The following is a 23583-nucleotide window of genomic DNA, read 5'->3' as shown; positions in this document are numbered from 1 at the left end:
AGCGGCTGCGGGCCGGCGTGGTGTGGGCCAACACGTTCAACAAGTTCGACCCGGTCTCGCCGTTCGGCGGCTACAAGGAGTCCGGCTACGGCCGCGAAGGCGGTCTTCACGGGCTGGAGGCGTACCTCGATGTCTGATCGACGCGTGACCGTGCGCAAGACGTACAAGCTGTTCATCGGTGGAGCGTTCCCGCGCTCGGAGAGCGGGAGGACCTACACCGTGACGAGGACGGAGCACGCCGCCAGGGCCTCGCGCAAGGACGCCCGCGACGCGGTGGTGGCCGCGCGCAAGGCGTTCCCCGGCTGGTCCGGCGCCACCGCCTACAACCGGGGCCAGATCCTCTACCGCGTCGCCGAGATGCTGGAGGGCCGCCGCGCCCAGTTCGCCGACGAGCTCGGTGGCCCGCGCAAGCAGGCGCTGGAGCAGGTGGACGCCGCCGTGGACCGGCTCGTCTGGTACGCGGGCTGGTCCGACAAGATCGCCGCCGTGCGCGGCACCACCAACCCGGTCGCGGGGCCGTACCTCAACCTGTCCTCGCCGGAGCCGGTCGGGGTGGTCGCGGTCGTCGCGCCCGCCGAGCCCCTTCTCGGCCTCGTCTCGGCCGTCGCCCCCGTGATCGTCACCGGCAACACCTGCGTCGCGGTCGCCTCCGAACGCGCGCCGCTGCCCGCGATCACCTTCGCCGAGGTGCTGGCCACCTCCGACCTGCCGGGCGGGGTGGTCAACGTGCTCACCGGCCACCAGGCCGAGCTGGCGCCCTGGCTGGCCGCGCACATGGACGTCAACGGGCTCGACCTCACCGGCGTGACGGCGCCCGAGCTGGCCCTGGCCTGCGAGCAGGCGGCGGCCGAGAACTTCAAACGCGTGCTCACCGCGGCGCAGGACCGGGGGACGAGACGCATGACCACGTTCATGGAGACCAAGACGGTCTGGCACCCCGCCGGGATCTGATCGACCCCGCACCCGCAAGGACACGGCGCATGGGCCGTGGCCTCGGGTCGCCCATCCCCGAATCTGGAGGAACCCCCATGGAACCCACCGGTGTTCTCGTCGTCGGGAGCATCACCGCGGACGTCACGGCGTTCAGCCGGCGGCTGCCGCGGCGCGGTGAGACCGTGCTCGGCGACGACTTCACCCTCGTCCTCGGCGGCAAGGGCGCGAACCAGGCCGTGGCCGCGGCGCACTCCGGCGCCCCGACCTGGATGGCCGCCTGCGTGGGCCGGGACCCGTTCCGCGACATCGTGCTGTCCGGCCTCGAGGGCCACGGTGTCACGCTCACCGAGGTCCGCACGGTCGAGGGCCGCACGGGCGTCGCCCACATCCGCGTGGACGCCTCGGGCGAGAACGACATCGTCATCACGCCGCTCGCCAACGCCTCCCTCGACGAGGCGATGGTCACGCAGACCATCGAGCGGGTCCGCGACCGGGTGGGCGTCCTGCTGCTCCAGCTGGAGATCCGCACGGAGGTCGCCTGCCACGCGGCGCGGGAGGGCGCGGCGGCCGGGCTGACCGTGGTCCTCGACCCGGCGCCCGCCCAGGAACTGCCGGACGACGTGTGGCCGCACCTCGACATCGTCACCCCCAACGAGAGCGAGGCCACCCTGCTGACCGGCGTCCAGGTCACCGACCTGAAGTCGGCGGAGCGGGCGGCGGCCTGGTTCCTGGAGCGCGGCGTGCGCCACGCGATCATCACGCTGGGCTCGGGCGGCGCGCTGTCGGTCACCGGGGAGCGCACCCGCCACTTCCCGGCGTACGCCGTGACGCCCGTGGACACCACGGCGGCCGGCGACGCGTTCACCGGCTTCTTCGGCGGCGCCCTCGCCGCCGGGCTCGACGTGGACACCGCCATCCAGTACGGCATGGCGGCCGGCGCCCTGGCCACCACCAAGGCCGGGGCCAGCCCCTCGCTCCCCGGCAAGGACGAGGTCGAGCCGCTGGTCACCACCTCCATGGAAGGAGCCGCCCGATGAGGCGCAACCAGGGAACCCTCAACGCCCAGCTCGCCCGCGTCATCTCCGAGCTCGGCCACACCGACACCATCGTCGTCACCGACGCCGGCCTGCCCATCCCGCGCGACGTGGAGCGTGTGGACCTCGCCGTCCGGGAGAACCTGCCGCGCTTCCTCGACCTGCTCGACGCGGTGCTCGACGAGGTGGCCGTGGAGGGCGTGCTGCTGTCCGAGGAGATCAAGCAGCACAGCCCGGACATGCTGGCGGCCATCGAGGAGCGGTTCGACCGGCTCGGCCTGGCGCTGGAGTTCGTGCCGCACACCGCGTTCAAGCAGGCCACCGCCGGCGCCAGGGCGGCCGTCCGCTCCGGCGAGTTCACCCCGTACGCCAACGTCCTGCTCACCGCGGGCGTCGTGTACTGATCGGGAGCCTGGCATGCATCTCCAGCTTGCCGATGTGCGCAAGTCCTTCGGCGACAACAGCGTCCTGCGGGGCGTCAGCTTCGACGTCGGTCCCGGCGAGGTCGTCGCGCTCGTCGGGGAGAACGGGGCGGGCAAGTCCACGCTCACCCGGGTGATCTCCGGCGCGCACCAGCCCGACTCCGGGCGGCTGCTCATCGACGGGACCCCGACGGTCCTCAAGGACCCGCAGGCCGCGATGGCCCAGGGCATCGAGGTCATCTACCAGGAGTTCCAGCAGAACCTGTTCCCGCACCTCAGCGTGGCCGAGAACATGTACGTGCTGGACCGCGAGCGGGTCTTCGGCCGCCTGTTCGTCTCCAAGCAGCGCATGGCCGCCGAGGCCGGGCGGGCGCTGCGCCGCCTCGGCATGGAGATCGACGTGCACCGCCAGGTCAGCGAGCTGAGCGTCGCCGAGCGGCAGATGCTCGAGATCGCCAAGGCCATGACGCACGAGCTGCGGCTGATCATCCTGGACGAGCCCACCGCGGCGCTCGACGAGCAGGAGTCCGAGCAGCTCTTCGCCCAGGTGAACCGGCTGCGCGAGGCCGGCGTCTCGGTCATCTACATCAGCCACCGGCTGGACGAGGTCTTCGCCCTGTCGGACCGCGTCGTCGTGCTGCGCGACGGGCGGGTCACCCTCGACGCCCCCACCGGGCAGCTCACCCCGGCCCAGGTCGTCACCGCCATGGTCGGCGACGCCGTGGACGACTTCTACCCCAAGGAGCGCAACGCCAGGGACGAGGTCGTGCTGGAGGTGCGCGGCGGCAACGGCGCCCGCTTCCACGACATCGACCTCCAGGTCAGGGCCGGCGAGGTGGTCGGCATCGGCGGCGTGGTCGGCTGCGGGCGCAGCGACCTGCTGCGCGCCCTGTTCGGCCTGCAGCCGCTGGCCGGGTCCGTGCTCGTGGGCGGCTCCGCCGTACGCGTCGCGAGCGTCGAGGACGCCATCGGCAGCCGGATCGCCTACCTGTCGCCCGACCGGCAGGCGGAGGGCCTGTGCATGAGCCAGTCGGTCGAGGCGAACGTGTCGCTGGCGTCGCTGCGCGCGTTCAGCTCCGCAGGCGGCGTCGTACGGCGCGCCAAGGAGCGGGCGGCCACCGGCGCGGTCATCTCCGACCTGCGAGTGCGCGCCGCCTCCCCGTCCATCGCGGTCAGCTCGCTGTCGGGCGGCAACCAGCAGAAGGCGCTGTTCGCCAAGTGGGTGATGACCCGGCCGCGGGTGCTGCTCATGGACGAGCCGACCCGCGGCGTGGACGTCGGCGCCAAGACCGAGATCTACCGGATCATCAACCAGCTCACCGCGGACGGCGTCGCCGTCCTGCTCGTGAGCTCCGACCTGCCGGAACTCGTCGCCATGTCCGATCGCGTGGTCGTGATGCGCGAAGGACGGCTCGTCGCCGAGCTGACCGGCGACGGCCTCGACGAGCAGTCCATCCTCAAGCACGCACTGGTAGGTGCCGCATGACCTCGAAACTCAAGACCGTCGCGGGCCGGCTGCGCGCGGTGTGGATGCTCCTGCTCGTCGGGGTCGTCCTCTCGGTGACCTCGCCGGTCTTCCTCACCCCGACGAACCTGCTCAACGTCGCGCTCGCGACCTCCGTGGCCGCGCTGCTCGCCGCCGGGCAGACGTACGTGATCATCCTCGCCGAGATCGACCTGTCCGTCGGCTCCGCGCTCGGCTTCTCCGCCGTCGTCACCGCCCTGACGCTCGGCACGTACGGGCTGGTCCCCGCGCTGGCCGCGGGCCTGGCGACCGGCGCCGCCATCGGGCTGATCAACGGTCTGCTGGTGACCAGGACCAGGATGCCGTCGTTCATCGCGACGCTGGCCACGATGTCGGTGTTCGCCGGGCTCACCCTGCACATCACCTCCGGCAACCCGATCCCGGTGACGGACTACGACTTCCAGGGGATCGGGCAGGCCAGGTTCGCGGGCGTGCCCGTGCCGGTGTGGATCATGCTGGTGGCGTTCGGCGTCTTCGGGTTCGTCCTGGCCCGCACCCGTTTCGGCCGCTACGTCTACGCCACCGGCGACAACGTGGAGGCCGCGCGGCTGTCCGGCATCCGGGTCCACCGCGTCAAGATCCTCGCCTTCGTCATCAGCGGCGTGCTGGCGTCCCTGGCCGGCTTCATCATCACCGCCCGGCTGTCCACGGCCCAGCCGACCGCCGGCGCCGGCCTGGAGCTGGACGCGATCGCGGCCGTCATCATCGGCGGCACCAGCCTGGCCGGGGGCCGCGGCACCCTGCTCGGCACCCTCGTCGGGGCGCTCGTCCTCGGCGTCATCGACAACGGGATGAACCTGCTCGACGTCTCCCCGTTCCTGCAGGACGTGGTGAAGGGCCTGGTCATCCTGCTGGCCGTCTTCCTCGACCGCAACGTGGACGTCCTGCGCCGGCTCCTGCCGCGCAGAGCCGCCGAGACCCCCGCACGTACCCCTGAACTCGCCCAGCACATCTAGAAGGAACAGACATGCGCACTCCCCGCAAGCTCGTCGCCGTCGCGCTCCTGGCCGCCGTCTCCCTGACCGCCTGCAGCAGGGGCGGCGAGGAGACGACCACGGGCGCCCCGCAGGCGTCCGGCAAGAAGGACGCCACGATCATCATGAGCACGCTCGGCAACCCGTTCTTCATCAGCGTGAAGGACGGCGCCGAGGCGCAGGCCGCCAAGAGCGGCATCACCCTGAACGTGCAGAACGCCGACAACTCCGACGCCACCTTCCTCAACCAGGCGACGACCGCCATCTCCAAGCAGACCGGCATCCTCATCCTCGACCCGGTGGGCAGCCAGTCCGCCAGCAGCTCGGTCAGCCAGGCGAACTCCGCGAACATCCCCGTGATGGCGTTCGACCGCAAGCCGTCCGGCGGGAAGCTGGCCACGTTCGTCGGCTACGACGCCGTCCAGGCGGGCAAGAACGCCGCCGACGCGCTGGCCGAGGCCGTCGGCGGCAAGGGCAAGGTCGTCGAGATCCAGGGCATCCTCGGCACCAACGTCGCCCAGGACCGCAGCAAGGGCTTCCAGCAGCAGATCGCCACGCACAAGGACATCAAGGTCGTCGCCACCCAGGCGGCCGACTTCGACCGGGCCAAGGCCCTGAACGTGATGACGAACGTGCTGCAGGCCAACCCCGACATCGACGGCGTGTACGCGGCCAACGACGAGATGGCCATGGGCGTGCTGTCGGCGCTCAAGGCCCGCAACCTGGTGGGCAAGGTCAAGGTCGTCGGCAACGACGGCATCGCCGACGCGCTGGCCGCCGTCGCGGCGGGGGAGATGTACGCCACCAACGCCGAGTCGCCGTTCGCGCTCGGGCAGAAGGTGGTCTCGCTGGCCGGCGACGTCCTGGGCGGCAAGCAGGTGCAGGCCGACGAGACGCTGCAGGGCAAGCTGGTCACGAAGGACAACGTGAAGGAGTACGCGGACTACCTCGTCGGCCTCGGCGACAAGTCCGGCGTGCCGGACAGCCTCAAGTAGGTCCCCGGACAGCCCAGCAGGGCAAGCCCCCCGCCCGGACACCCGGCCGGAGCACCGCCACGGTGCCCTGGCCGGGTGTCGGCGTTTCCGCCGGCTTGGACATCGTGCGGCGTTGCGTTACAGTGCGCCGTATAAAAGTTGAACGCCGCACGGAAATTGTGCGGCAGTCGGACATGGGAGTGCGACATGGCGAACGTGGTGGTCTTCGACGAGCTGGGCGGCCCCGAGGTGCTGCGGCTGACCGAGGTGCCGCTGCCCGAGCCCGGCGAGGGCGAGGCGCGGGTCCGCGTCGAGGCGATCGGGCTGAACCGGGCCGAGGCGCTGTTCCGCGCGGGCGGGTACTACTACCAGCCGACCCTCCCCGCCTCGCGCTTGGGCAGCGAGGCCGCGGGAGTGGTGGAGGCGGTCGGGCCGGGCGTGGAGGGGTTCGCGCCGGGCGACGCCGTGAGCGTGCTGTCGGTCGGCATGGGCATGTCACGGCACGGCGTGTACGGCGACCGCGCCGTGGTGACGGCTGACACGCTGCTGCCACGGCCGGAGTGGATGGACGCGCGTACCGGGGCCGCGATCTGGCTGTCCCACCTCACCGCGTACGGCGCGCTGTTCGAGGTCGGCCGCCTCCAGCCGGGCGATCACGTGCTCGTCACCGCCGCCTCCAGCAGCGTGGGAACGGCGGCCCTCCAGCTCGCCCGGCAGATCGGCGCGGTCCCGATCGCCGTGACCCGCACCGCGGCCAAGGCTGACCGCCTGCTCCGGGCCGGGGCCGCCCACGTGGTCGCCACCGACCGGGACGACCTCGCCGAGCGCGTGCGCGAGATCACCGGCGGGGAGGGCGCCCGCGTCGTGTTCGACCCGGTGGGCGGGCCGGGCCTCGCCGACCTCGCCCGCACGGTCGCCGAGGACGGCGCGCTGATCGTCTACGGCTGGCTGGACCCGCGCCCGGCGCCCCTGCCCATGACCTGGCCGCTCAACGTCCACGGCTACGGGGTCCACCACGTCACCCGCGACGCCGGACGCATGCGCCGGGCCCGCGCCTTCATCACCGCCGGGCTGCGCACCGGCGCGCTCACCCCGGTGATCGACCGCACCTTCGACCTGGCCGACATCGCCGAGGCCCACCGTTACATGGAGGCCGACGGCCAGGTCGGCAAGATCGTCGTCACCGTGCGGCACTGAGGAACGCGGGTCAGGGGAGTGCCAGCACCTTGCGCAGCAGCTCGCCGAACGCGGCGGGGTGGGTGCTGAGGCCGGTGTGCCCGCCGGGGAAGTGGACGAGCTCCGTGCCGAACCGCTCGGCCAGGAGCGCGGCGGGGCGGTAGGGCAGCTCGCCCCGCGAGTCGGTTCCGGCGGCCAGCACGAGCCGGTCCGACAGGGCCTCCAGCCGGTCGAGGTCCGGGGTGTAGGCCATGAAACTCGGCACGATGCGCCCGAGGAAGTACGGCATGTTGGCCATCGTCCGCTCGACGCGCGCCCGCGCCTCCGGCGGCAGCTCCGCGATCGCCGCCCGCGGGTCGGCGGGCGGGGCGGCGGGCTCGGCGCCGGGCCGGCTGAGGCCCGCCGCGAACACGGCCGCCGCAGGCATCAGCCCCTCCCGGCGCAAGGTGTCCTGGACGCGGGCGAGCATCGCGCGGTGCTCGGCGGCGTCCGGCAGCACCTCCACCATCGGCGGCTCGTGCGCCACGACGCGCTCGATCCGCTCGGGACGGGTGGTGAGCAGGTGCAGCGCGACGATCGCCCCCGAACTGCAGGCGGCCACACGGGCGGGCGCGCCCGGAGACAGCAGCTCCAGCAGCCGGAACGCGTCGTCGGCGTGCCGCTCGACCCGCTGCGGCGCCTCCGGGTCGTCCAGGAGGCTGCCGGACATGCCGCGCGGGTCGTAGGAGGCGACCGTGTGATCGGCGGCCAGGTCGTCGGCGACGCCGTCGAAGGACGCCGCGCCGCCCGTGCCGCCGGGGATCAGCAGCAGCAGCGGGCCGCTTCCGCGTACCTCGTAGCGCAGGGTGGCGCCGTCCACGCGCAGGCTGCCGATGGTGGGGCTGGTCATGCCGGGTCTCCTTCACGGTGTTCGTGCCAGTTCTGCAGGAGGGTGTGCAGGGCGTCGAGGCAGCGGGCCCAGGAGTCCTCGACCGGGCGCGCGTGCGCGAAACCGCCCGCGGCCTCCAGGTTGATGAAGCCGTGCAGCATGCTGCGCATCATCCGGACCGCGTCGGTGAGGTCGGGCTCGTCCAGGCGGTAGGCGCGCAGCATGCTGTAGGTCAGCTCGATCGCGCGGCGCGGCCCGGGCGCCTGGGCCAGCAGCTCGGGGTCGATGTGCATCGGGATCTGCGTCGCGGTGTAGCGGCCCGGGTGCTCGTGGGCGTAGTCGCGGTAGGCGTTCGCGTACGCCACCAGCGCGTCCTTGCCGGCGCGCCCGGCGGTGGCCTCCGCGATGCGGATGGTCTTCTCGTCCGCCGCCAGCAGGGCGATCCGCCCGCGCAGGTCCTCGAGGTTGCGGACGTGCGCGTACAGGCTGGCGTCCTTCACCCCGAGCCGGCGCGCCACCGCCGACATGGTCACGTGGTCGAGCCCGACCTCGTCCGCCAGCTCGGCACCGGTGAGCGTCACCCGGTCCGCCGTCAGTCCGGCCCGCGCCATGCGCACCCTCTTTCCTAGAGTCATTAGGAAGAAACTAATGAAGCTAGGTTATAGCTTGGATGTCAAGGATTGGCAAACGGCCCCCGCGGTCCCGTCACGGCGGGAGGTCGTGCCAGCGCTCGGCCGAGGCCAGGGCGTCCAGGCTGATCCGCTCCAGGAACGCGCCGCCCCTGGCCAGACGGCGTCCCACGGGCGAGTCGAGCCCCAGCGTCCGCCCCGCCGCCTTGGTGATCTCCGCCGCCGCGAGCGTCTGCCGCGCGCTGATCACCGTCGAGCGGTACCAGGCGTCGTCGTCGACCACGTAGATGTCGCGCCGCCGCTGCGGATCGCGTTCGCGCCTGATCAGCCCCTGCCGGGTCAGGTAGCCCACGGCCATGGAGATCGAGGCGGGGCTGACCTTCAGCCCGCGCGACAGCTCGGCCGCGGTGAGCCTGCCGTCCTCGCTCAGCCACAGGCCGATGAGCACGCGCGCCGTCATTCTCGGCAGGCCCATCGCGATCGCCATCTCGACGGCTCCCTCCTCCACCTCGACGACCGTGTGGTCCTGGGGTTCGGCCGGACGCGCGGGGGTGCCGCGTCGCGCCCGCCGCGCCGTCGCCTGGTGCGCCCGCTCGGGGCGGTAGTCGCCGGGGCCGCCGTTGCGGCCGACCTCACGGCTGATCGTCGAGGTCGGCCGGTCCAGCCGCCTGGCGATCTCGGCGTAGGAGCGGCCTTCGGCGAGGCCGGCCGCGATGCGCCGGCGGTCCTGCAGGGTCAACCTTCCTTCTGGCATGACGCCACTCTTGCGTTCGACCTCACACAACGCAATGTTTCATTGCATTCAGCTTCACCGTCAACGCATCAGTTTGTCGGCTCTGATCTGGGCTTATGTGCATCGGTCGATTGACAGAATTTTTGAAAGCAACGTAGCTTTCACTTGTGATGAACGAGTACTATCGCGATGAGCCGGTCGCTCCGTCCCTCGACCGCTCACCCGCCCGCCCCTTCGATCCCGCCCCTTCGCTCACCGCCCTGCGCGCGGAGCGGCCCATCGCCCGCCTGGCCGCGCCCGAGGGCGCCCCCGGCGTCTGGATGGTCACCGGATACGACCTGGTCCGCCGGATCCTCGCCGACCCGCGGTTCAGCTCCCGCTACGAAACCCAGTACCACCCCCTGGCGGGCGGGCACTTACCGCCCGCCCCCGTCGGCGACCTGACCGGCATGGACGCGCCCCGGCACACCCGCTTCCGCAAGCTGCTGGCAGGCAGGTTCACCGTCCGCAGGATGAACCTGCTCGCCGAGCGGCTCACCGAGATCACCCGCGAGCGGCTCGACGCGATGGAGCGGCAGGGGCCGCCCGCCGACCTCGTCGAGGTCTTCACGCAGCCCGTTCCGGCGCTGATGATCTGTGAGCTCCTCGGCGTGCCGTACGAGGACCGCGACCGGTTCCAGAGCTCCACCCGGGCCCTGCCGGAGGCCCGGACCGCTGAGGCGCAGTACGCCCGCTTCGTCGAACTCGGCGCGTACCTGCGGGAGCTCGCGCTCGCCAAGCGGGCCAGGCCGACCGACGACCTGCTCAGCGACCTGGCCACCGGCGGTGAGCTGACCGGCGAGGAGCTCGGCGGCGTGGCCGCGTTCCTGCTCGGCGCCGGGCTCGACACCACCGCCAACATGCTCGCGCTCGGCACCTTCGCCCTGCTGCGCGACCCGGCCCAGCTCGCCGCCCTGCGCGAGGACCCCGGCCTGGCCGCCGGCGCCGTGGAGGAGCTGCTGCGCTACCTGTCCGTCGCCGCCACCGGCATGCGCGGCGTGCTGGAGGACGTGGAGCTCGGCGGCAGGCAGCTCAAGGCGGGCGACACGGTCGTCATCGCGATCAACGCCGCCAACAGGGACCCGGCCAGGTTCCCCGACCCCGACGTGCTCGATCTGCGCCGCTCGGCCGCCGGGCATCTGGCCTTCGGTCACGGCGCCCATCAGTGCCTCGGCCAGCAGCTTGCCCGCATCGAGATGCGCGTCGCGTTCCCCGCGCTGCTCGTCCGCTTCCCGACGCTGCGGCTCGCCGTACCGGCTGAGGAGCTGTCGCCGCGCACCGACCCCTCGCAGGTGTACGGCGTGGACAGCCTGCCCGTCACCTGGGACCGGGCGTGAACGCGATGCGAACCTTCGTCTCGGTGACGGGGCTGCCCAAGCCCTCAAGGTGCGTGCCGCGATCGGCGTCACCGGCCAGTTCCCCGCGGTCGACGGCCTCCTCACCGGCGAGGAGAACCTGCGGCTCGTGGCCGACCTGCTCCACCTCGGCCGCGCCAGGGGCCGCGGGCGCGTCCGCGACCTGCTGGAGCGCTTCGACCTCACCGGCGCCGTGCGCAAGCCCGCGGCCACGTACTCGGGCGGCATGCGCCGCCGGCTCGACCTCGCCATGACCCTGGTCGGCACGCCCCAGCTCGTCTTCCTCGAGGCTGAGGGCGCCCCCTGAGGAGCTCAAGCGCATGGTCCCCGGCGGCCACATCGTCGTGCGCTTCGCCGACCCCGACGGGTACCGCAGGGGTTCACCTTCGCGATCACCTGGCTGTCGGTCGCGCTCGCCCTGGTCGCCAAGAACGTGGCCACGGCCAGCAACCTGCCGCTGATGCTGCTGCCGTTCCTCGGCGGCGGCTTCGTCCCGGCCGAGTCGATGCCGGCCGGTCTGCGCTGGTTCGCCGAGCACCAGCCGGCCACCCCGGTCATCGAGACGCTGCGCGCGCTGATGGCCGGGCGTCCGGCCGGGTCCGGCCTCCTGGAGGCGGCTGTGTGGAGCGCGGGCATCGCCCTGGCCGGTTGTCTGTGGGCGCGCAGGCTCCACAACCGGTGAGGTTCACGGGATGAGCGAGGTCAGGAGACCTTCGGGGTGGCGCGCATCCCGACGTACACGCACGCGGTGCCGTCCGGCAGCGTGGCGAAGACGACCGGCATGTAGTCCTCGCTGAAGGACGGGCCGGCCCCCGAGGCGGCGAAGACGTGCGGCGTCACCGGGACGAGCTCCATGTCCAGGGGCGGCGACATGTCCTTCATGCCGTCCACGAACTCGTAGCGCATGCGGGGCCCGCCGTCCGCGCCGCGGGCGACCGTGATGACGACGCCCGCGCGCCGGTAGGTGCCCAGGAGCGGGGCGAGGTCCACGGCGGGCGGCTGCGCGGGCGGCCCGAAGGGGGCGGGCATGGTGACGCCGGCCAGCTCGGCCAGCAGGTCGCGGAACAGGTCGGCGTAGAGCAGGCGGGCGCTGCCGCCGTTGGTCATCAGGGCCACGGCCAGGCCGGCGTGCGGCACGACCCGCAGGTAGGCGTACTGGCCGATGGCGGCGCCGTCGTGGCCGTAGCCCGGGACGCCGTCCCAGTCGTACAGGGTCCAGCCGAGGCCCCAGCCGTCGGCGGAGACCGTCCACTTGTCGGGGACGTCGGTCTCGCGGCGCGTCATGGCCGCTGCCGCCGCGGCCGACAGCACCCGGGTGCCGTCGGGGGCGAGGCCGCCGGCCAGGTGCATGCCGGCGAAGCGCGCCAGGTCGCCGGCCGAGACGATGACCCGCCCGGCCGGTCCCGCGGAGCGCGGCATGAGGTCCCAGGCCGGGGCGGGGGCGGGGTCGCCGCCGTCCTCGCCCAGGTGGCTCATCGCCACCCGGAAGCGCAGCGCCTCCTCCGGCAGCGTCATCGAGCGTTCCAGTCCGAGCGGGGTGAACAGCAGGTCCTTCAGCGCCTGGTCCCAGGTGCGGCCGGTGAGCACCTCGACGAGGCGGCCCAGCACGACGTAGCCGAGCCCCCCGTAGGAGACGGCGGTGCCGGGCGGGCAGTCGAGCGGCACGTCCCTGGCCGCCTCGACGTACTTCGCCAGGCAGTCGTCGCCGCGGCCGCCGTCGTGGTTGAAGTCGTTGGTGACGCCGCCGGTGTGCGACAGGAGCTGCTGGACGGTGATCGTCCTGGTGGCCTCCGGGTCGGGGGTGGCGAACTCCGGCAGCACGTCGGCCACCGGCGTGTCCAGGGTGAGCAGGCCCTCGTCGATCAGCCGCATGACGAGCGTGGCGGTGTAGACCTTGGCGATCGAACCGGACAGGAACACCGAGTCCGTCGTCGCCTCCACGCCGGTGCCGCGATGCAGCACGCCACTGGCCAGCTCGTGCACCTGCCCGCCGACCAGCACGGCGAGCGCGGCGCCGGGGACGTGGTGGGCGGCGCGCAGCTCGTCCAGGCGGGCCTGCCAGCGGTCGCGCTCGAAGCGGCGGCCCGCCGAGTCGCGCATCCCCCACTCGTCGCGCGCGGTCCACTCGCCGTCGGAGTTCCAGTTCAGGGTCGCGGGCATGACTCTCTCCTCGATGATGACGGGCACGATGTACGCGTTGTGCGAACAGTGTACGCACAAGCGTGGCCGGTTCGCATCTCGTCACCCATGCGGTTCTCCGATTCCTTTCGGGGGTGGCCGGGGTCTACATTGCGCCCGCGCCGGGGGAGCGGCGCCGAGGGGGGTGCGGCGCGCGGCGAGCGGGCGCCCTCCGGCCGCGGATATCCTCCTCGCCATGATCATGCGTCCCGAGCGCCTGGAGCGCGGCCACCCGTTCCGGCAGTGGAAGACGTGGCGGCCGCCCGGCACCGGCCTGACGCTCACCGGCTACTCGCGCGCCAACGACAAGACCTTCTTCCACGTCCCCGAGCTGAAGCTCGGCCTCGACGCCGGGCTGGCCGAGGGCCGCCAGGTCGACACGGTGCTGCTGACCCACACGCACCTCGACCACTCCAAGGACCTCGACTACCTGGCGACCAGGCCCACCGGGGTCGACATCTACGTGCCCGGCGAGGCGCTGCCGTACGTGCGCGACTACCTGCGCGCCACGACCGAGCTGAACCAGGTCGCCGCCTTCGACCCCGCCCGCGCGGCGGGGGCCCGGCTGCACGGGGTGCGGCCGGGGGAGGAGTACCCCGTCGGCCGGAACGGCTCGCACACGGTCCCGATCCTCGAGACCGAGCACAAGGTGCCCAGCGTGGGTTACGGCGTCGCCGAGAACCGGCGCGCCCTGCTGCCGGAGGTCGAGGAGCTCAGGGCGACGCTCGGCCCCGCCGAGTTCGGCCGGCTCGTCGCCGACCGCCGCAGGCGCGGCGTCGCGGTCGACCGTCAGGTCCGGCGGCCGTTGTTCGCCTACCTGGGGGACACGCACGCCGGCGCGCTGGGGCGCAACCCGGGGCTGTTCGACTATCCGGTGGTCATCACCGAGTGCACGTACCTGGACGACGCCGAGCTCGACCGGGCGCGAAGCGTCGGCCACACGGTGTGGAGCGACCTCAGGCCGTTCGTCCTGGCCCATCCCGGCACTCTCTTCGTGCTGACCCACTTCAGCCTGCGCCACTCGGACCGGGAGGTCCTGTCGTTCTTCGAACGCGAGGACCTGCCGAACGTGCTGGTGTGGGCGCACGCCGAGAGCCACCTGCCGGAACAGCACCAGCATCAGCACAATAAATCTACAATGTAAAGGCGTCGGGCCAGGACGCGACACCGCGTCCTGGCCCGAAAAACCCCCCCGACCCGCAGGGTCAGCCCAGCATCTGCTCGATGAGATCGGCCGCGCGGGTGGTGCCGCCTTCGGCTCGCGTCTCGGCCCGCAGCCGCGCCGAGCGGCGCGCGACCTCGGTGTCGGTGACGAGGTCGATCAGGGCGGCGCGCAGGGTCTCGGCCGTGGCGTCCGGGGTGTCGATGCGGCGGGCGACGCCGAGCTCCACGAGGCGGTCGGCGTTGAGGAACTGTTCGGCGGCCTGCGGTACGGCGATCATCGGGACGCCGGCCAGCAGTCCTTCGCCGCAGCCGCCCATGCCGGCGTGGGTGACGAAGGCGTCCGCCTGTTCGAGGATGGCCCGCTGGGGGACCCAGGGGTGCACCTCGACGTTGGGCGGGATGTCGCCCAGTTCGCGGGGGTCGGTGTGCCGGCCGATCTGCAGGACGACGTGCCAGCCGGGCAGGTGGCCGAAGGCGGCCAGGCACTGGCGGTAGAACTCGGGCTGCCGGGTGTAGGCCGAGCCGAGGGAGATGAGCAGGACGTTGTCGGCGTGGGCGGGGCGGCTCCAGCCGTCCTGCGGGCCGAGTGGTCCGTGGCAGGGGCCGACGAAGGTGACGGTGTCGGTGTCGACCTGGTCGGCGTGGGGTTGCATGGCTCGGGGGATCAGGGCGAGGGCTCGCGGGGGGAGGCCGGAGAAGGCGTCCACGTCGGTGGTGGTCGCTCCGGAGTCGGTGAGCCAGCGGGCGAATCTGGCCCGGTGGGCGTCGGCGCCGGGCAGTCGCCACAGGTGGGCCGCGACGTCCTGGTGGTAGCTCTTCCAGGCCACGAAGGTGGGGGAGAGCTGGGTGACGGGGCGGTGGTGTGTTTCGGCGAGGGCGCGGGCGGCGTAGGCGCCGATGTCGTACAGGTAGAGGTCGGCGGGGTCGTGGTCGTAGGCGGCGTGGAGTTGCGGGAGGGCTTGGACGGCGTTGTCGAGGAAGAGGTCCATCGCGTCGATGGGGTCGTCGGGCCAGGTGTCGTCGGCGGTCGGCAGTACGGAGGTGCAGGGGACGAGTTCGGCGCCGGTGGCGGTGATGAGGGCGCTGACCGCGGGGTCGTTGGCGTAGGTGACGCGGTGGCCGCGGGCCGCGAGTTCGCGGATGACGTCGAGGCTGGGCAGGACGTGGCTGATGGCGGGGATGCCGATCATCGCGATGTGGGCGTGGCGTCGCGTCATGTCAGGTGTCCAGGGTGGTGGGGGCCGCGGCTTCGAGGTCGGCGATGCTGCCGGACATGATCGTCGGTATGTGCCGGGTGATGTGTTCGGCGGGCCAGTCCCACCAGGCGAGGGTGAGGAGCCGGGCGATGTCGTGGTCGTCGTAGCGGGTGCGGATGACGCGGGCCGGGTTGCCGGCGGCGATGGCGTAGTCGGGTATGTCGGTGGTGACGACGGCGTGGGTGCCGATGACGGCGCCGTGTCCGACGCGTACGCCTGGCATCACAGTGGCGCCGTAGCCGAGCCAGACGTCGTTGCCGATGACGGTGTCTCCGCGGTTGGGCAGGCCGGTGAGGAGGTCGAAGTGCTGGGCCCAGGAGCCGCCCATGGTGGGGAAGGGGAAGGTGGAGGGGCCGTCCATGCGGTGGTTGGCGCCGTTCATGATGAAGCGGACCCCGGTGCCGAGTGCGCAGTACTTGCCGATGATCAGTTTTTCCGGCCCGTAGTGGTAGAGGACGTTGCGTGTTTCGAAGGCGGTGGGGTGGTCGGGGTCGTCGTAGTAGGTGTATGCGCCGACCTCGATGAGGGGGGAGGTGATGAGGGGGCGGAGGAGGACGACGCGTGGCTGGTCGGGGATGGGGTGGAGCGTGTCGGGGTCGGCGGGGGTGAGGTGGTTCATGGTGCGCGCCTTCGTTAATGCGACAACTTCTACATTAAGATGGTGTCATGACGTGGTCCGCTGAGCAAACGGGTTGCAGGCGATGAGCGCCGGGGAGTCGTCGCCTCGGCGCCGGCCGGGTGGGCGTACGGGGCGGATCCGTGCGCAGGTGCTGGACGCGGTCCGGGCCGAGCTGGGGGAGCGGGGCTTCGACGGGCTCAGCCTGGACGGCGTCGCGGCGCGTGCGGGGGTGCATCGGGCGACGGTGTATCGGCGGTGGCGGGACGTGGGTGGTCTGCTCGCCGATCTGTTCGCGGCGACGGGTGAGGATGACTGGCAGCCGCAGGACACCGGTTCGCTGCTGGGTGACCTGGTGGCGTTGAACCGGGAGAACGTGGCGGCTCTGACCGAGCAGCCGTCGATCGCCGCGGCGTTGATCGCGGCGTCGTTCCGTTCGGAGGAGGCGGCGCGTGGGGTGCGGCGGCTCTGGGAGGAGCGTTATGCCCGTTGTGAGGTGATCGTCGAGCGGGCTGTGGCGCGTGGGGAGGTGCCGGCGGGCACGGATGCGCGGCGGTTGCTCGTGGCCGCCACCGCGCCGTTGTATCACCTGTTGGTGCTGTTGCGGATGCCGGCTGAGCCGGGTCTCGCGGAGGACGCGGCGCGGACCGCTGTGGTGGCCGCGTCAGCCGGCGCTTTCGCCGGGGGGTCGCGGGACGCTGACGGCTGAGGTGAGGTCGGCGCGGTAGTACGCGTTGAGCAGGGGCCAGGTGGCGGCGGCCATCTCGGCCGGGGGGCGGGGGCGGCCGCGCTGGAGCCAGTCGGCGGCCACACCGATGAGCGCGCCGGCGATGAAGGCGGCGGCGACGTCGTGCGGGACCTGCTGAGGTGTGCTGTCGCCGCCGGTCCCGGTGAGGTGGTCGTGGGTGACGGCGGCGATGCGGCGGCGGATGTGGTCGGCCACCCGTGGGCTGCCTTGTGGTCCGAGCAGTGCCCGGTACAGGCCGGCGTGTTCGGCGAGGCTGGCGAAGAAGGCCGTGAGGGAGCGGGTGGCCTCTTCCTCCATGTCGGCGGAGCCGTGGGTGGGGACGGGCAGGGCTTCCAGCAGGCTGTCGATCATGGCGGTGCAGGCGTCCTCGGCCAGCTCGTGGACGTCGCGGTAGTGGTCGTAGAAGGCGGAGCGGCTCACCTCGGCGCCGGCGGCGACGTCGGAGACGCTGATGCGGGACAGGTCGTGCTCCTCGACCAGCTTGATCAGTGCGCGGGCGAGGGCTGTCCGGGTGCGGCGTACGCGCCGGTCGCCGGTTGTGGTGGTGATGTCGTCGGTGGCCACGGCGGCCATCCTATCGAATGACTACATGTGTAGGTTTTCTGACACATGTAGGCTATCGCGGGATCGTCCATTCACGAGGAGACGCCTGATGAGTGTCAACGAGCGGGTTCTGAGCTACCCCATCCCCGTCGAGGCGGCGCTGGAGCCGCCCGCGGAGTGGGCCGAGCTGCGCGGCGCGTGCCCTGTCGCCCACGTGACCTTGCCCAGCGGTGACCGGGCGAGGCTGCTGACCCGGTACGAGGACGTCAAGCAGGTGCTCGCCGACCCGCGTTTCACCCGGCTGCTCAACGCGCCGGACGCCGCCCGGCTGTCGGACACCGAGGACGGCGGGCTGTTCGGCAGCGAGATGGCGGCGATCATCCCCGACAGCGGGGAGGAGCACCAGCGGTGGCGGCGGCTGGTCGGCAGGTGGTTCACCGCCAAGCGGATGAGCGCGCTGCGTCCGGCGATGGCGCGGATCGCCGAGGACCTGATCGACGAGATGGTGGAGCGCGGCGCTCCCGGCGATCTGAAGGCGTCGCTGGGTTTCCCGCTGCCGGTCTACGTCATCTGCGACATGCTCGGCGTGCCCGCCGCCGACCGGGAGCGTTTCTCGTACTGGTCGGACACGTTGCTCAATCTCACCCGCTACGGCAAGGAGGAGGTCGAGGCGGCGCAGGCGGAGTTCTTCCAGTACATGTCCGACCATCTGGCGGCCAGGCGGGCCGCGCCGGGTGAGGACCTGCTGAGCGAGCTGATCGCGGCGGGCGGCCCGGAGGAGGGCGGCCTGTCCGACATCCAGATCCTGGTCACGGGCATGGCGCTGCTGGTGGCGGGGCACGAGACGACCGCGAACATGATCGGCAAGATGGTGTCGATGCTGCTGGCCGACCGCTCCCGGTGGGAGCGGCTGCTGGCCGATCCGGCGCTGGTGCGCACCGCGGTGGAGGAGTCGCTGCGCATGGACGCCAACTCCGGGTTCGGCCTGCCGCGCTATCTGAAGGAGGAGACGGAGGTCGCCGGCACGTCTTTGCCCCGCGGCACCACGGTGATCTGCAGCATGGCCGCCGCCAACCGTGACGAGGGCGCCTTCGAGGCGGCCGACCGGATGGACCTGAGCCGCAGCCCGAACCCGCACCTGGCCTTCGGCGCCGGCGCGCACTCGTGCCTCGGGCAGGCGCTGGCCCGTACCGAGCTGCAGGTGGTGCTGGAGGTGCTGCTGCGCAGGCTGCCGGGGCTGGAGCTGGCCGTGCCGGTGGAGGAGTTGCGGCGGGTGGAGGGGCTGGCCGTGGGTGGCCTGCAGACGGTTCCGGTGCGCTGGTGAGCGGCCGATCGAGACAGGAGGGTGCGGAGATGAAGGTCGTCGTGGACGAGGACAAGTGCTGTGGCGCGGGCCAGTGCGTGCTGATCGCGCCGGAGGTGTTCGACCAGCGTGAGGACGACGGCATCGTCGTCCTGCTGGAGCCGGAGCCCGCGGTGGAGCTGCACGGGCAGGTGCGGGAGGCCGCCGCCGTCTGCCCCGCCGCCGCGATCGAGGTGGTGGAGCCGGCCTGACCGCCTGGTGTCCCGGTGCTCCGGCGGGCCGGGTGGGGGCGCCGTCGCGGCTGGTCGCCGGGGCGGCGCCTGCTCGATCGGTCAGGATCGGAGAAGCGCGGGTGGTGTGCCGCGGCTAGCCTGTACGGCCCAGGGGAGCGTTGCCGTACACGGATGGAGACAGCAGGGATGAGCATGTCCACGAGGACGGGCGGGCGGCCGGCGTCGCACGTCGCCGACAGCCACGACGTGATCCGCGTGCACGGCGCGCGGGAGAACAACCTCAAGGACGTCAGCATCGAGATCCCGAAGCGCCGGTTGACGGTGTTCACCGGTGTGTCGGGGTCGGGCAAGAGCTCGCTGGTGTTCGACACGATCGCCGCGGAGTCGCAGCGGCTGATCAACGAGACCTACAGCGCGTTCGTGCAGGGCTTCATGCCGGCGTTGCCGCGGCCGGACGTGGACGTGCTGGAGGGGCTGACGACGGCGATCATCGTGGATCAGCAGCGGTTGGGGTCCGACCCGCGTTCCACGGTGGGCACGGTGACCGACGCCAACGCGATGCTGCGGATCCTGTTCAGCCGGCTGGGGCGGCCGCGCATCGGTTCGCCGAACGCGTTCTCCTTCAACGTGCCGTCGGTGCGGGGCACCGGCGCGGCGACGATCGAGCGTGGCGCGGGCAGGAGCGTGCAGCAGGAGTTCGTGCTGACGGGCGGCATGTGCGCGCGGTGCGAGGGCCGGGGCAGGGTCTCCGACATCGATCTGACGCAGCTGTACGACGACTCCAAGTCGATCGCCGGTGGCGCGTTCACGATCCCGGGCTGGAAGTCCGACAGTTTCTGGACGGTGCGCGTCTACGCGGAGTCGGGCCTGCTCGATCCGGACAAGCCGATCCGTGAGTTCTCCGAGCGGGAGATGCGGGACTTCCTGTACCGGGAGCCGACGAAGGTGAAGGTGGAGGGGGTCAACCTCACCTATGAGGGGCTGATCCCGAAGATCCAGAAGTCGTTCCTGTCGAAGGACCGGGAGGCGATGCAGCCGCACATCCGGGCGTTCGTGGACCGGGCGGTGACCTTCACGGCCTGCCCGGAGTGCGGTGGCACGCGGTTGAGCGAGGCGGCGCGTTCGTCGCGGATCGACGGGGTCACCATCGCCGACGCGTGCGCGATGCAGATCACCGATCTGGCGGCCTGGGTGCGGGGGCTGGCCGAGCCGTCGGTGGCGCCGCTGGTGGCGGCGTTGCTGCGCACGCTGGAGTCGTTCGTGGAGATCGGGCTGGGTTATCTGTCGCTGGAGCGGCCGTCGGGCACGTTGTCGGGGGGTGAGGCGCAGCGGGTGAAGATGATCCGTCATCTGGGTTCGTCGCTGACCGACACCACGTACGTCTTCGACGAGCCGACCGTCGGTCTGCATCCGCATGACATCCAGCGGATGAACGAGCTGTTGCTGCGGTTGCGCGACAAGGGCAACACGGTGCTGGTCGTGGAGCACAAGCCGGAGATGATCGCGATCGCCGACCATGTCGTGGATCTCGGGCCGGGCGCCGGTGCGGCGGGCGGCGCGGTGTGCTTCGAGGGCGATGTGGAGGGGTTGCGGGCCAGCGGGACCGTCACGGGGCGTCATCTGGACGACCGGGCGGGGCTCAAGAAGGCGGTGCGCGAGCCGGCGGGGGTGCTGGAGATCCGCGGCGCCTCGGCCAACAACCTGCGCGAGGTGGACGTCGACATCCCGCTGGGGGTGCTGGTGGTGGTCACCGGTGTGGCGGGGTCGGGCAAGAGTTCGCTGGTGCACGGGTCGATCCCGGCCGGGGCGGGGGTGGTGTCGGTCGACCAGGGCGCGATCCGCGGTTCGCGGCGCAGCAACCCGGCGACCTACACCGGGATGCTGGACTCGATCCGTAAGGCGTTCGCCAAGGCCAACGGGGTCAAGCCGGCGCTGTTCAGCGCCAACTCCGAGGGCGCCTGCCCGGGTTGCAACGGGGCGGGTGTGGTGTACACGGACCTGGCGATGATGGCGGGTGTGGCCACGACGTGCGTGGAGTGTGACGGCAAGCGGTTCCAGGCGTCGGTGCTGGAGCACCGGCTCGGCGGGCGGGACATCAGCGAGGTGCTGGCGATGCCGGTGGAGGAGGCGCGGGAGTTCTTCGGTTCCGGTGAGGCGCGCACGCCGGCCGCGCACGCGATCCTGGGCCGGCTGGCCGATGTGGGGCTCGGGTACGTGAGCCTGGGGCAGCCGCTGACCACGTTGTCCGGTGGTGAGCGGCAGCGGCTGAAGCTGGCCACCCACATGGCGGACAAGGGCGGCGTCTACGTGCTGGACGAGCCGACCACCGGTCTGCACCTGGCCGACGTCGAGCAGTTGCTGGGCCTGCTGGATCGGCTGGTGGACTCCGGCAAGTCGGTGATCGTGATCGAGCATCACCAGGCGGTCATGGCGCACGCCGACTGGATCATCGATCTGGGGCCGGGCGCCGGTCACGACGGCGGGCGGGTGGTCTTCGAGGGCACTCCCGCGGATCTGGTCGCCGCCCGCTCGACCGTCACCGGTGAGCATCTGGCGGCCTACGTCGGCGCCTGAGGGGTGGTGGTCGCCCGCGCGCGGGCAGGGGGATGTTCTGTCGGTGGGCGTTGCTAGGGTCGGCCCATGACCCCGGAAGAGCTCGCCAACCTCGCTCACCTGCGCCGGGCGCGGGATCTGATCGACCGTGAGTACGCCAAGCCGCTCGACGTGCCGACGATGGCGCGTCATGCGCTGATGTCGCCGGCGCACTTCGCGCGGCGCTTTCGCGCGGCCTACGGCGAGACGCCGTACAGCTATCTCATGACCCGCCGCATCGAGCGGGCGATGGCGCTGCTGCGCGGGGGGATGAGCGTGACGGACGCCTGCATGGCGGTCGGCTGTACGTCGCTGGGGTCGTTCAGCTCGCGCTTCACCGAGCTGGTGGGGGAGACGCCGAGCGCGTACCGCCGCCGGGAGCACAGCGCGGTGGCGGCGATGCCGACGTGCGTGGCCAAGGCGCGGACCCGGCCGACGCGCAGGCCGGCCCGCGAGCGGGTGAGCAGGATCGGAGAAGCGGGCGGCGCGGCGGCCGCCTAACGTGGGCGGCATGACCCTGTCACTGAAGTACTGCCACATCACCGTCAACGACGTGGACGAGTCGCTCGGTTTCTACCGTGACGCGCTCGGCCTGGAGGTGCGCAACGACGTGGCCTCCGGCGGGTTCCGGTGGGTGACGCTCGGCAGCCCCGACCAGCGTGACCCGGAGTACGTGCTGTCGGAGCCGCACGCGGGCCGTCCGCAGGCCGACGGCGACGCCCTGCAGGAGCTGCTCGTCAAGGGCGTCCTGCCGATGATCGTCTTCAGCACCGACGATCTCGACGCGATGTTCGAGCGGGTACGGGCGTCCGGGGCGGAGGTGCTGCAGGAGCCCATCGACCAGCCGTGGGGGCCGCGCGACTGCGCCTTCCGCGACCCGTCGGGCAACCTGGTGCGCTTCCAGCAGCAGGTCAAGGCGTAGGTCCGGGCCGTTCGGACGCCGCTCCGGCGGGGGCGCGCCCGGCCACCGGAATGCCCGGCCGGTTGTGAGGCGGATCACATCGGCGGCGTGTCACGTCGGATCGGCGTTGTTTGTCCCATGGACGTCACCGGCCCACACCCTTCAGCCCCGGTGACCCGACCATGGGAGTGAGAAGCGATGCGCAGTGACCACCGTATCGTCGTGCTGGGCGCCGGCTACACGGGCATGTTCGGCGCCATCCGGCTGGCCCGCCGCACCCGGCGGCTCGGCGTGCGGATCACGCTGGTCAACCCCTCCAGCCGGTTCGTCGAGCGGCTGCGGATGCACCAGATCGCCGCCGGCCAGCGGCTGGCCGAGCACCGGATCCCCGACCTGCTCGCCGGGACCGGCGTCGGCTTCGTGCAGGGCGCCGCCACCGCCATCGACACTCGGGCGCGGCGGGTGGTGGTGGACGGCGGCGCGGCCTCGCTGCGCTACGACACCCTGGTGTACGCGCTGGGCAGCTCCACCGACACCGGCACGGTCCCCGGCGCCGACCTGCACGCCTTCACCCTCGACAGCCCGCGGAGCGCCGGCCGGTTCGCCGCCCGCCTGGCCGAGGTGGCCGAGGCCGGTGGCGCCGTGACCGTGTGCGGGGGCGGGCTGACCGGGATCGAGGCGGCCACCGAGATCGCCGAGAGCCACCCCGGGCTGAGGGTCACCCTGGTCAGCCTGGAGGAGCCGGCGGCGATGATGGGCGGCAAGGCGCGCGCCCACCTGCTGCGCGCGATGGAGCGGCTGGGCATCACGCTCAAGGTCGGCGCCCGGGTCGTCAAGGTGCTGCCCGACGCGGTCGAGCTGGAGGGCGGCGAGCTGGTGCACTCCGACGCCTGCCTGTGGACCACGGGCGTGAAGGTGCCGCCGCTGGCGGCCGAGGCCGGGATCGCGGTGGACGGGCGCGGCCTGGTGGTGGTCGATGAGACGCTGCGGTCGGTCTCCCACCCCGAGATCCACGCGATCGGCGACGCCGCGGCGATCCGCATGCCGTGGGGGTTCATCCACGGCACCTGCCAGAGCGGTCTGCCCACCGCCCAGTACACCGCCGACGCCATCGCCCGGCTGCTGCGCGGCAAGCCGGTCAAGACGTTCCGGTTCGGCTACTTCCACCAGCCCGTCAGCCTGGGGCGGCGCGACGCGGTGATTCAGTTCACCCACGCCGACGACACCCCCGCCCGCGGGTGCCTCACCGGCCGGGCCGCCGTCGCCTACAAGGAGCTGGTCAGCGGCAGCCCCCTGCTCACCTACCGGCTCAGCAGGCGCGTGAACGTCACCACCATCGTCTCCAAGCGCGGCCATGCCCTCCACCAGGCCGCGCTCTGAACGGCGG

Annotated in this window: 25 protein-coding genes and 1 pseudogene; 19 read left to right on the top strand and 7 right to left on the bottom strand. The window is 72.1% G+C overall.

Translation table 11 applies throughout. The features are described from left to right. The 8 genes from HT134_RS43840 to HT134_RS43805 all read left to right on the top strand — a co-directional run. Positions 1-137, top strand: a 137-nt coding sequence (locus tag HT134_RS43840; protein ID WP_175605435.1) for an aldehyde dehydrogenase family protein, incomplete at its 5' end; no start/stop codon positions are given. Continuing rightward, positions 130-951: an aldehyde dehydrogenase family protein gene (locus HT134_RS43835; protein WP_175606420.1), complete on the top strand. Its 822-nt coding sequence runs from the start codon at positions 130-132 to the stop codon at positions 949-951. The genes HT134_RS43840 and HT134_RS43835, both read left to right, overlap by 8 nt. 77 nt (positions 952-1028) lie before the next feature. Beyond that, positions 1029-1970, top strand: coding sequence for a ribokinase (locus HT134_RS43830; protein ID WP_175606419.1), 942 nt, complete (start codon positions 1029-1031; stop codon positions 1968-1970). Further along, positions 1967-2371 (top strand): D-ribose pyranase, encoded by a 405-nt coding sequence (gene rbsD / locus HT134_RS43825; protein WP_175606418.1) that lies wholly within the window; start codon positions 1967-1969, stop codon positions 2369-2371. Before HT134_RS43830 ends, rbsD begins: the two co-directional genes overlap by 4 nt. Before the next feature lie 13 nt (positions 2372-2384). Then, a complete protein-coding gene (locus HT134_RS43820) occupies positions 2385-3875 on the top strand; it encodes a sugar ABC transporter ATP-binding protein (protein WP_175606417.1) in 1491 nt (496 codons plus the stop codon). Beyond that, positions 3872-4870 carry an ABC transporter permease gene (locus HT134_RS43815; protein ID WP_175606416.1) on the top strand — a complete coding sequence of 333 codons (999 nt, stop codon included), beginning with the start codon at positions 3872-3874 and terminating at the stop codon, positions 4868-4870. Before HT134_RS43820 ends, HT134_RS43815 begins: the two co-directional genes overlap by 4 nt. 11 nt (positions 4871-4881) lie before the next feature. After that, a complete protein-coding gene (locus HT134_RS43810; protein ID WP_175606415.1) occupies positions 4882-5883 on the top strand; it encodes a substrate-binding domain-containing protein in 1002 nt (333 codons plus the stop codon). 186 nt (positions 5884-6069) lie between these two features. Beyond that, positions 6070-7059 (top strand): zinc-dependent alcohol dehydrogenase family protein, encoded by a 990-nt coding sequence (locus tag HT134_RS43805; protein WP_175606414.1) that lies wholly within the window; start codon positions 6070-6072, stop codon positions 7057-7059. A 10-nt stretch (positions 7060-7069) separates the two neighbouring features. Here the strand turns inward: HT134_RS43805 and HT134_RS43800 are convergent, their stop codons facing one another. From HT134_RS43800 to HT134_RS43790, 3 genes are all read right to left on the bottom strand, one after another. Further along, positions 7070-7927 carry an alpha/beta fold hydrolase gene (locus HT134_RS43800; RefSeq protein ID WP_175606413.1) on the bottom strand — a complete coding sequence of 286 codons (858 nt, stop codon included), beginning with the start codon at positions 7925-7927 and terminating at the stop codon, positions 7070-7072. Beyond that, positions 7924-8517 carry a TetR/AcrR family transcriptional regulator gene (locus HT134_RS43795; protein ID WP_175606412.1) on the bottom strand — a complete coding sequence of 198 codons (594 nt, stop codon included), beginning with the start codon at positions 8515-8517 and terminating at the stop codon, positions 7924-7926. Before HT134_RS43795 ends, HT134_RS43800 begins: the two co-directional genes overlap by 4 nt. A gap of 94 nt (positions 8518-8611) precedes the next feature. Continuing rightward, positions 8612-9274 carry a MarR family transcriptional regulator gene (locus HT134_RS43790; protein WP_246366596.1) on the bottom strand — a complete coding sequence of 221 codons (663 nt, stop codon included), beginning with the start codon at positions 9272-9274 and terminating at the stop codon, positions 8612-8614. A 164-nt stretch (positions 9275-9438) separates the two neighbouring features. Here HT134_RS43790 and HT134_RS43785 point away from each other — a divergent pair, with 164 nt between their 5' ends. The 3 genes and pseudogenes from HT134_RS43785 to HT134_RS43775 all read left to right on the top strand — a co-directional run bounded on the left by HT134_RS43785 (position 9439) and on the right by HT134_RS43775 (position 11344). Continuing rightward, the gene (locus HT134_RS43785; RefSeq protein ID WP_175606410.1) at positions 9439-10644 is read left to right on the top strand and encodes a cytochrome P450; all 1206 of its coding nucleotides are present in this window, start codon (positions 9439-9441) and stop codon (positions 10642-10644) included. Positions 10645-10690: 46 nt separating this feature from the next. Then, a pseudogene (locus HT134_RS43780) lies at positions 10691-10951 on the top strand (ATP-binding cassette domain-containing protein); the annotation flags it as partial. 102 nt (positions 10952-11053) lie between these two features. Continuing rightward, positions 11054-11344 (top strand): ABC transporter permease, encoded by a 291-nt coding sequence (locus HT134_RS43775; protein WP_175606424.1) that lies wholly within the window; start codon positions 11054-11056, stop codon positions 11342-11344. A 20-nt stretch (positions 11345-11364) separates the two neighbouring features. On the opposite strand, the gene HT134_RS43770 is transcribed toward HT134_RS43775, so the two are convergent. After that, positions 11365-12822: a serine hydrolase domain-containing protein gene (locus tag HT134_RS43770; protein ID WP_175606409.1), complete on the bottom strand. Its 1458-nt coding sequence runs from the start codon at positions 12820-12822 to the stop codon at positions 11365-11367. A 214-nt stretch (positions 12823-13036) separates the two neighbouring features. Between HT134_RS43770 and HT134_RS43765 the strand changes: the two genes are divergently transcribed. Continuing rightward, complete coding sequence (locus HT134_RS43765; RefSeq protein ID WP_175606408.1) at positions 13037-13984, top strand: MBL fold metallo-hydrolase; 948 nt, start codon at positions 13037-13039, stop codon at positions 13982-13984. Between the two features lie 61 nt (positions 13985-14045). Here the strand turns inward: HT134_RS43765 and HT134_RS43760 are convergent, their stop codons facing one another. Further along, positions 14046-15221: a macrolide family glycosyltransferase gene (locus tag HT134_RS43760; RefSeq protein ID WP_217709100.1), complete on the bottom strand. Its 1176-nt coding sequence runs from the start codon at positions 15219-15221 to the stop codon at positions 14046-14048. Position 15222: 1 nt separating this feature from the next. Further along, positions 15223-15879, bottom strand: coding sequence for a CatB-related O-acetyltransferase (locus HT134_RS43755; RefSeq protein ID WP_175606407.1), 657 nt, complete (start codon positions 15877-15879; stop codon positions 15223-15225). Between the two features lie 148 nt (positions 15880-16027). On the opposite strand from HT134_RS43755, the gene HT134_RS43750 reads away from it, so the two are divergent. Continuing rightward, entirely contained in the window at positions 16028-16585 is a 558-nt protein-coding gene (locus HT134_RS43750) for a TetR/AcrR family transcriptional regulator (RefSeq protein ID WP_312888906.1), read from the top strand. On the opposite strand, the gene HT134_RS43745 is transcribed toward HT134_RS43750, so the two are convergent. Beyond that, positions 16541-17188: a TetR/AcrR family transcriptional regulator gene (locus HT134_RS43745; protein WP_312888905.1), complete on the bottom strand. Its 648-nt coding sequence runs from the start codon at positions 17186-17188 to the stop codon at positions 16541-16543. The two genes, HT134_RS43750 and HT134_RS43745, sit on opposite strands and share 45 nt — an antisense overlap. A gap of 88 nt (positions 17189-17276) precedes the next feature. Between HT134_RS43745 and HT134_RS43740 the strand changes: the two genes are divergently transcribed. The 6 genes from HT134_RS43740 to HT134_RS43715 all read left to right on the top strand — a co-directional run bounded on the left by HT134_RS43740 (position 17277) and on the right by HT134_RS43715 (position 23576). Continuing rightward, the gene (locus tag HT134_RS43740) at positions 17277-18491 is read left to right on the top strand and encodes a cytochrome P450 (RefSeq protein ID WP_175606404.1); all 1215 of its coding nucleotides are present in this window, start codon (positions 17277-17279) and stop codon (positions 18489-18491) included. 29 nt (positions 18492-18520) lie between these two features. Further along, entirely contained in the window at positions 18521-18721 is a 201-nt protein-coding gene (locus HT134_RS43735; RefSeq protein WP_175606403.1) for a ferredoxin, read from the top strand. Positions 18722-18889: 168 nt separating this feature from the next. After that, complete coding sequence (locus HT134_RS43730; RefSeq protein WP_175606402.1) at positions 18890-21277, top strand: ATP-binding cassette domain-containing protein; 2388 nt, start codon at positions 18890-18892, stop codon at positions 21275-21277. Positions 21278-21343: 66 nt separating this feature from the next. Next, positions 21344-21796 (top strand): helix-turn-helix transcriptional regulator, encoded by a 453-nt coding sequence (locus HT134_RS43725; protein WP_175606401.1) that lies wholly within the window; start codon positions 21344-21346, stop codon positions 21794-21796. A 10-nt stretch (positions 21797-21806) separates the two neighbouring features. Then, complete coding sequence (locus HT134_RS43720) at positions 21807-22217, top strand: VOC family protein (protein WP_175606400.1); 411 nt, start codon at positions 21807-21809, stop codon at positions 22215-22217. 177 nt (positions 22218-22394) lie between these two features. Further along, positions 22395-23576, top strand: coding sequence for an NAD(P)/FAD-dependent oxidoreductase (locus HT134_RS43715; protein WP_175606399.1), 1182 nt, complete (start codon positions 22395-22397; stop codon positions 23574-23576). Positions 23577-23583: the final 7 nt, after the last annotated feature.

This window comes from Nonomuraea rhodomycinica (assembly GCF_013363995.1).
In the GTDB taxonomy this organism is placed as follows: Bacteria; Actinomycetota; Actinomycetes; order Streptosporangiales; family Streptosporangiaceae; genus Nonomuraea; species Nonomuraea rhodomycinica.
The sequence above is the reverse complement of the archived record's forward strand: the minus strand, read 5'-3'. Positions and strand labels throughout refer to the sequence as shown.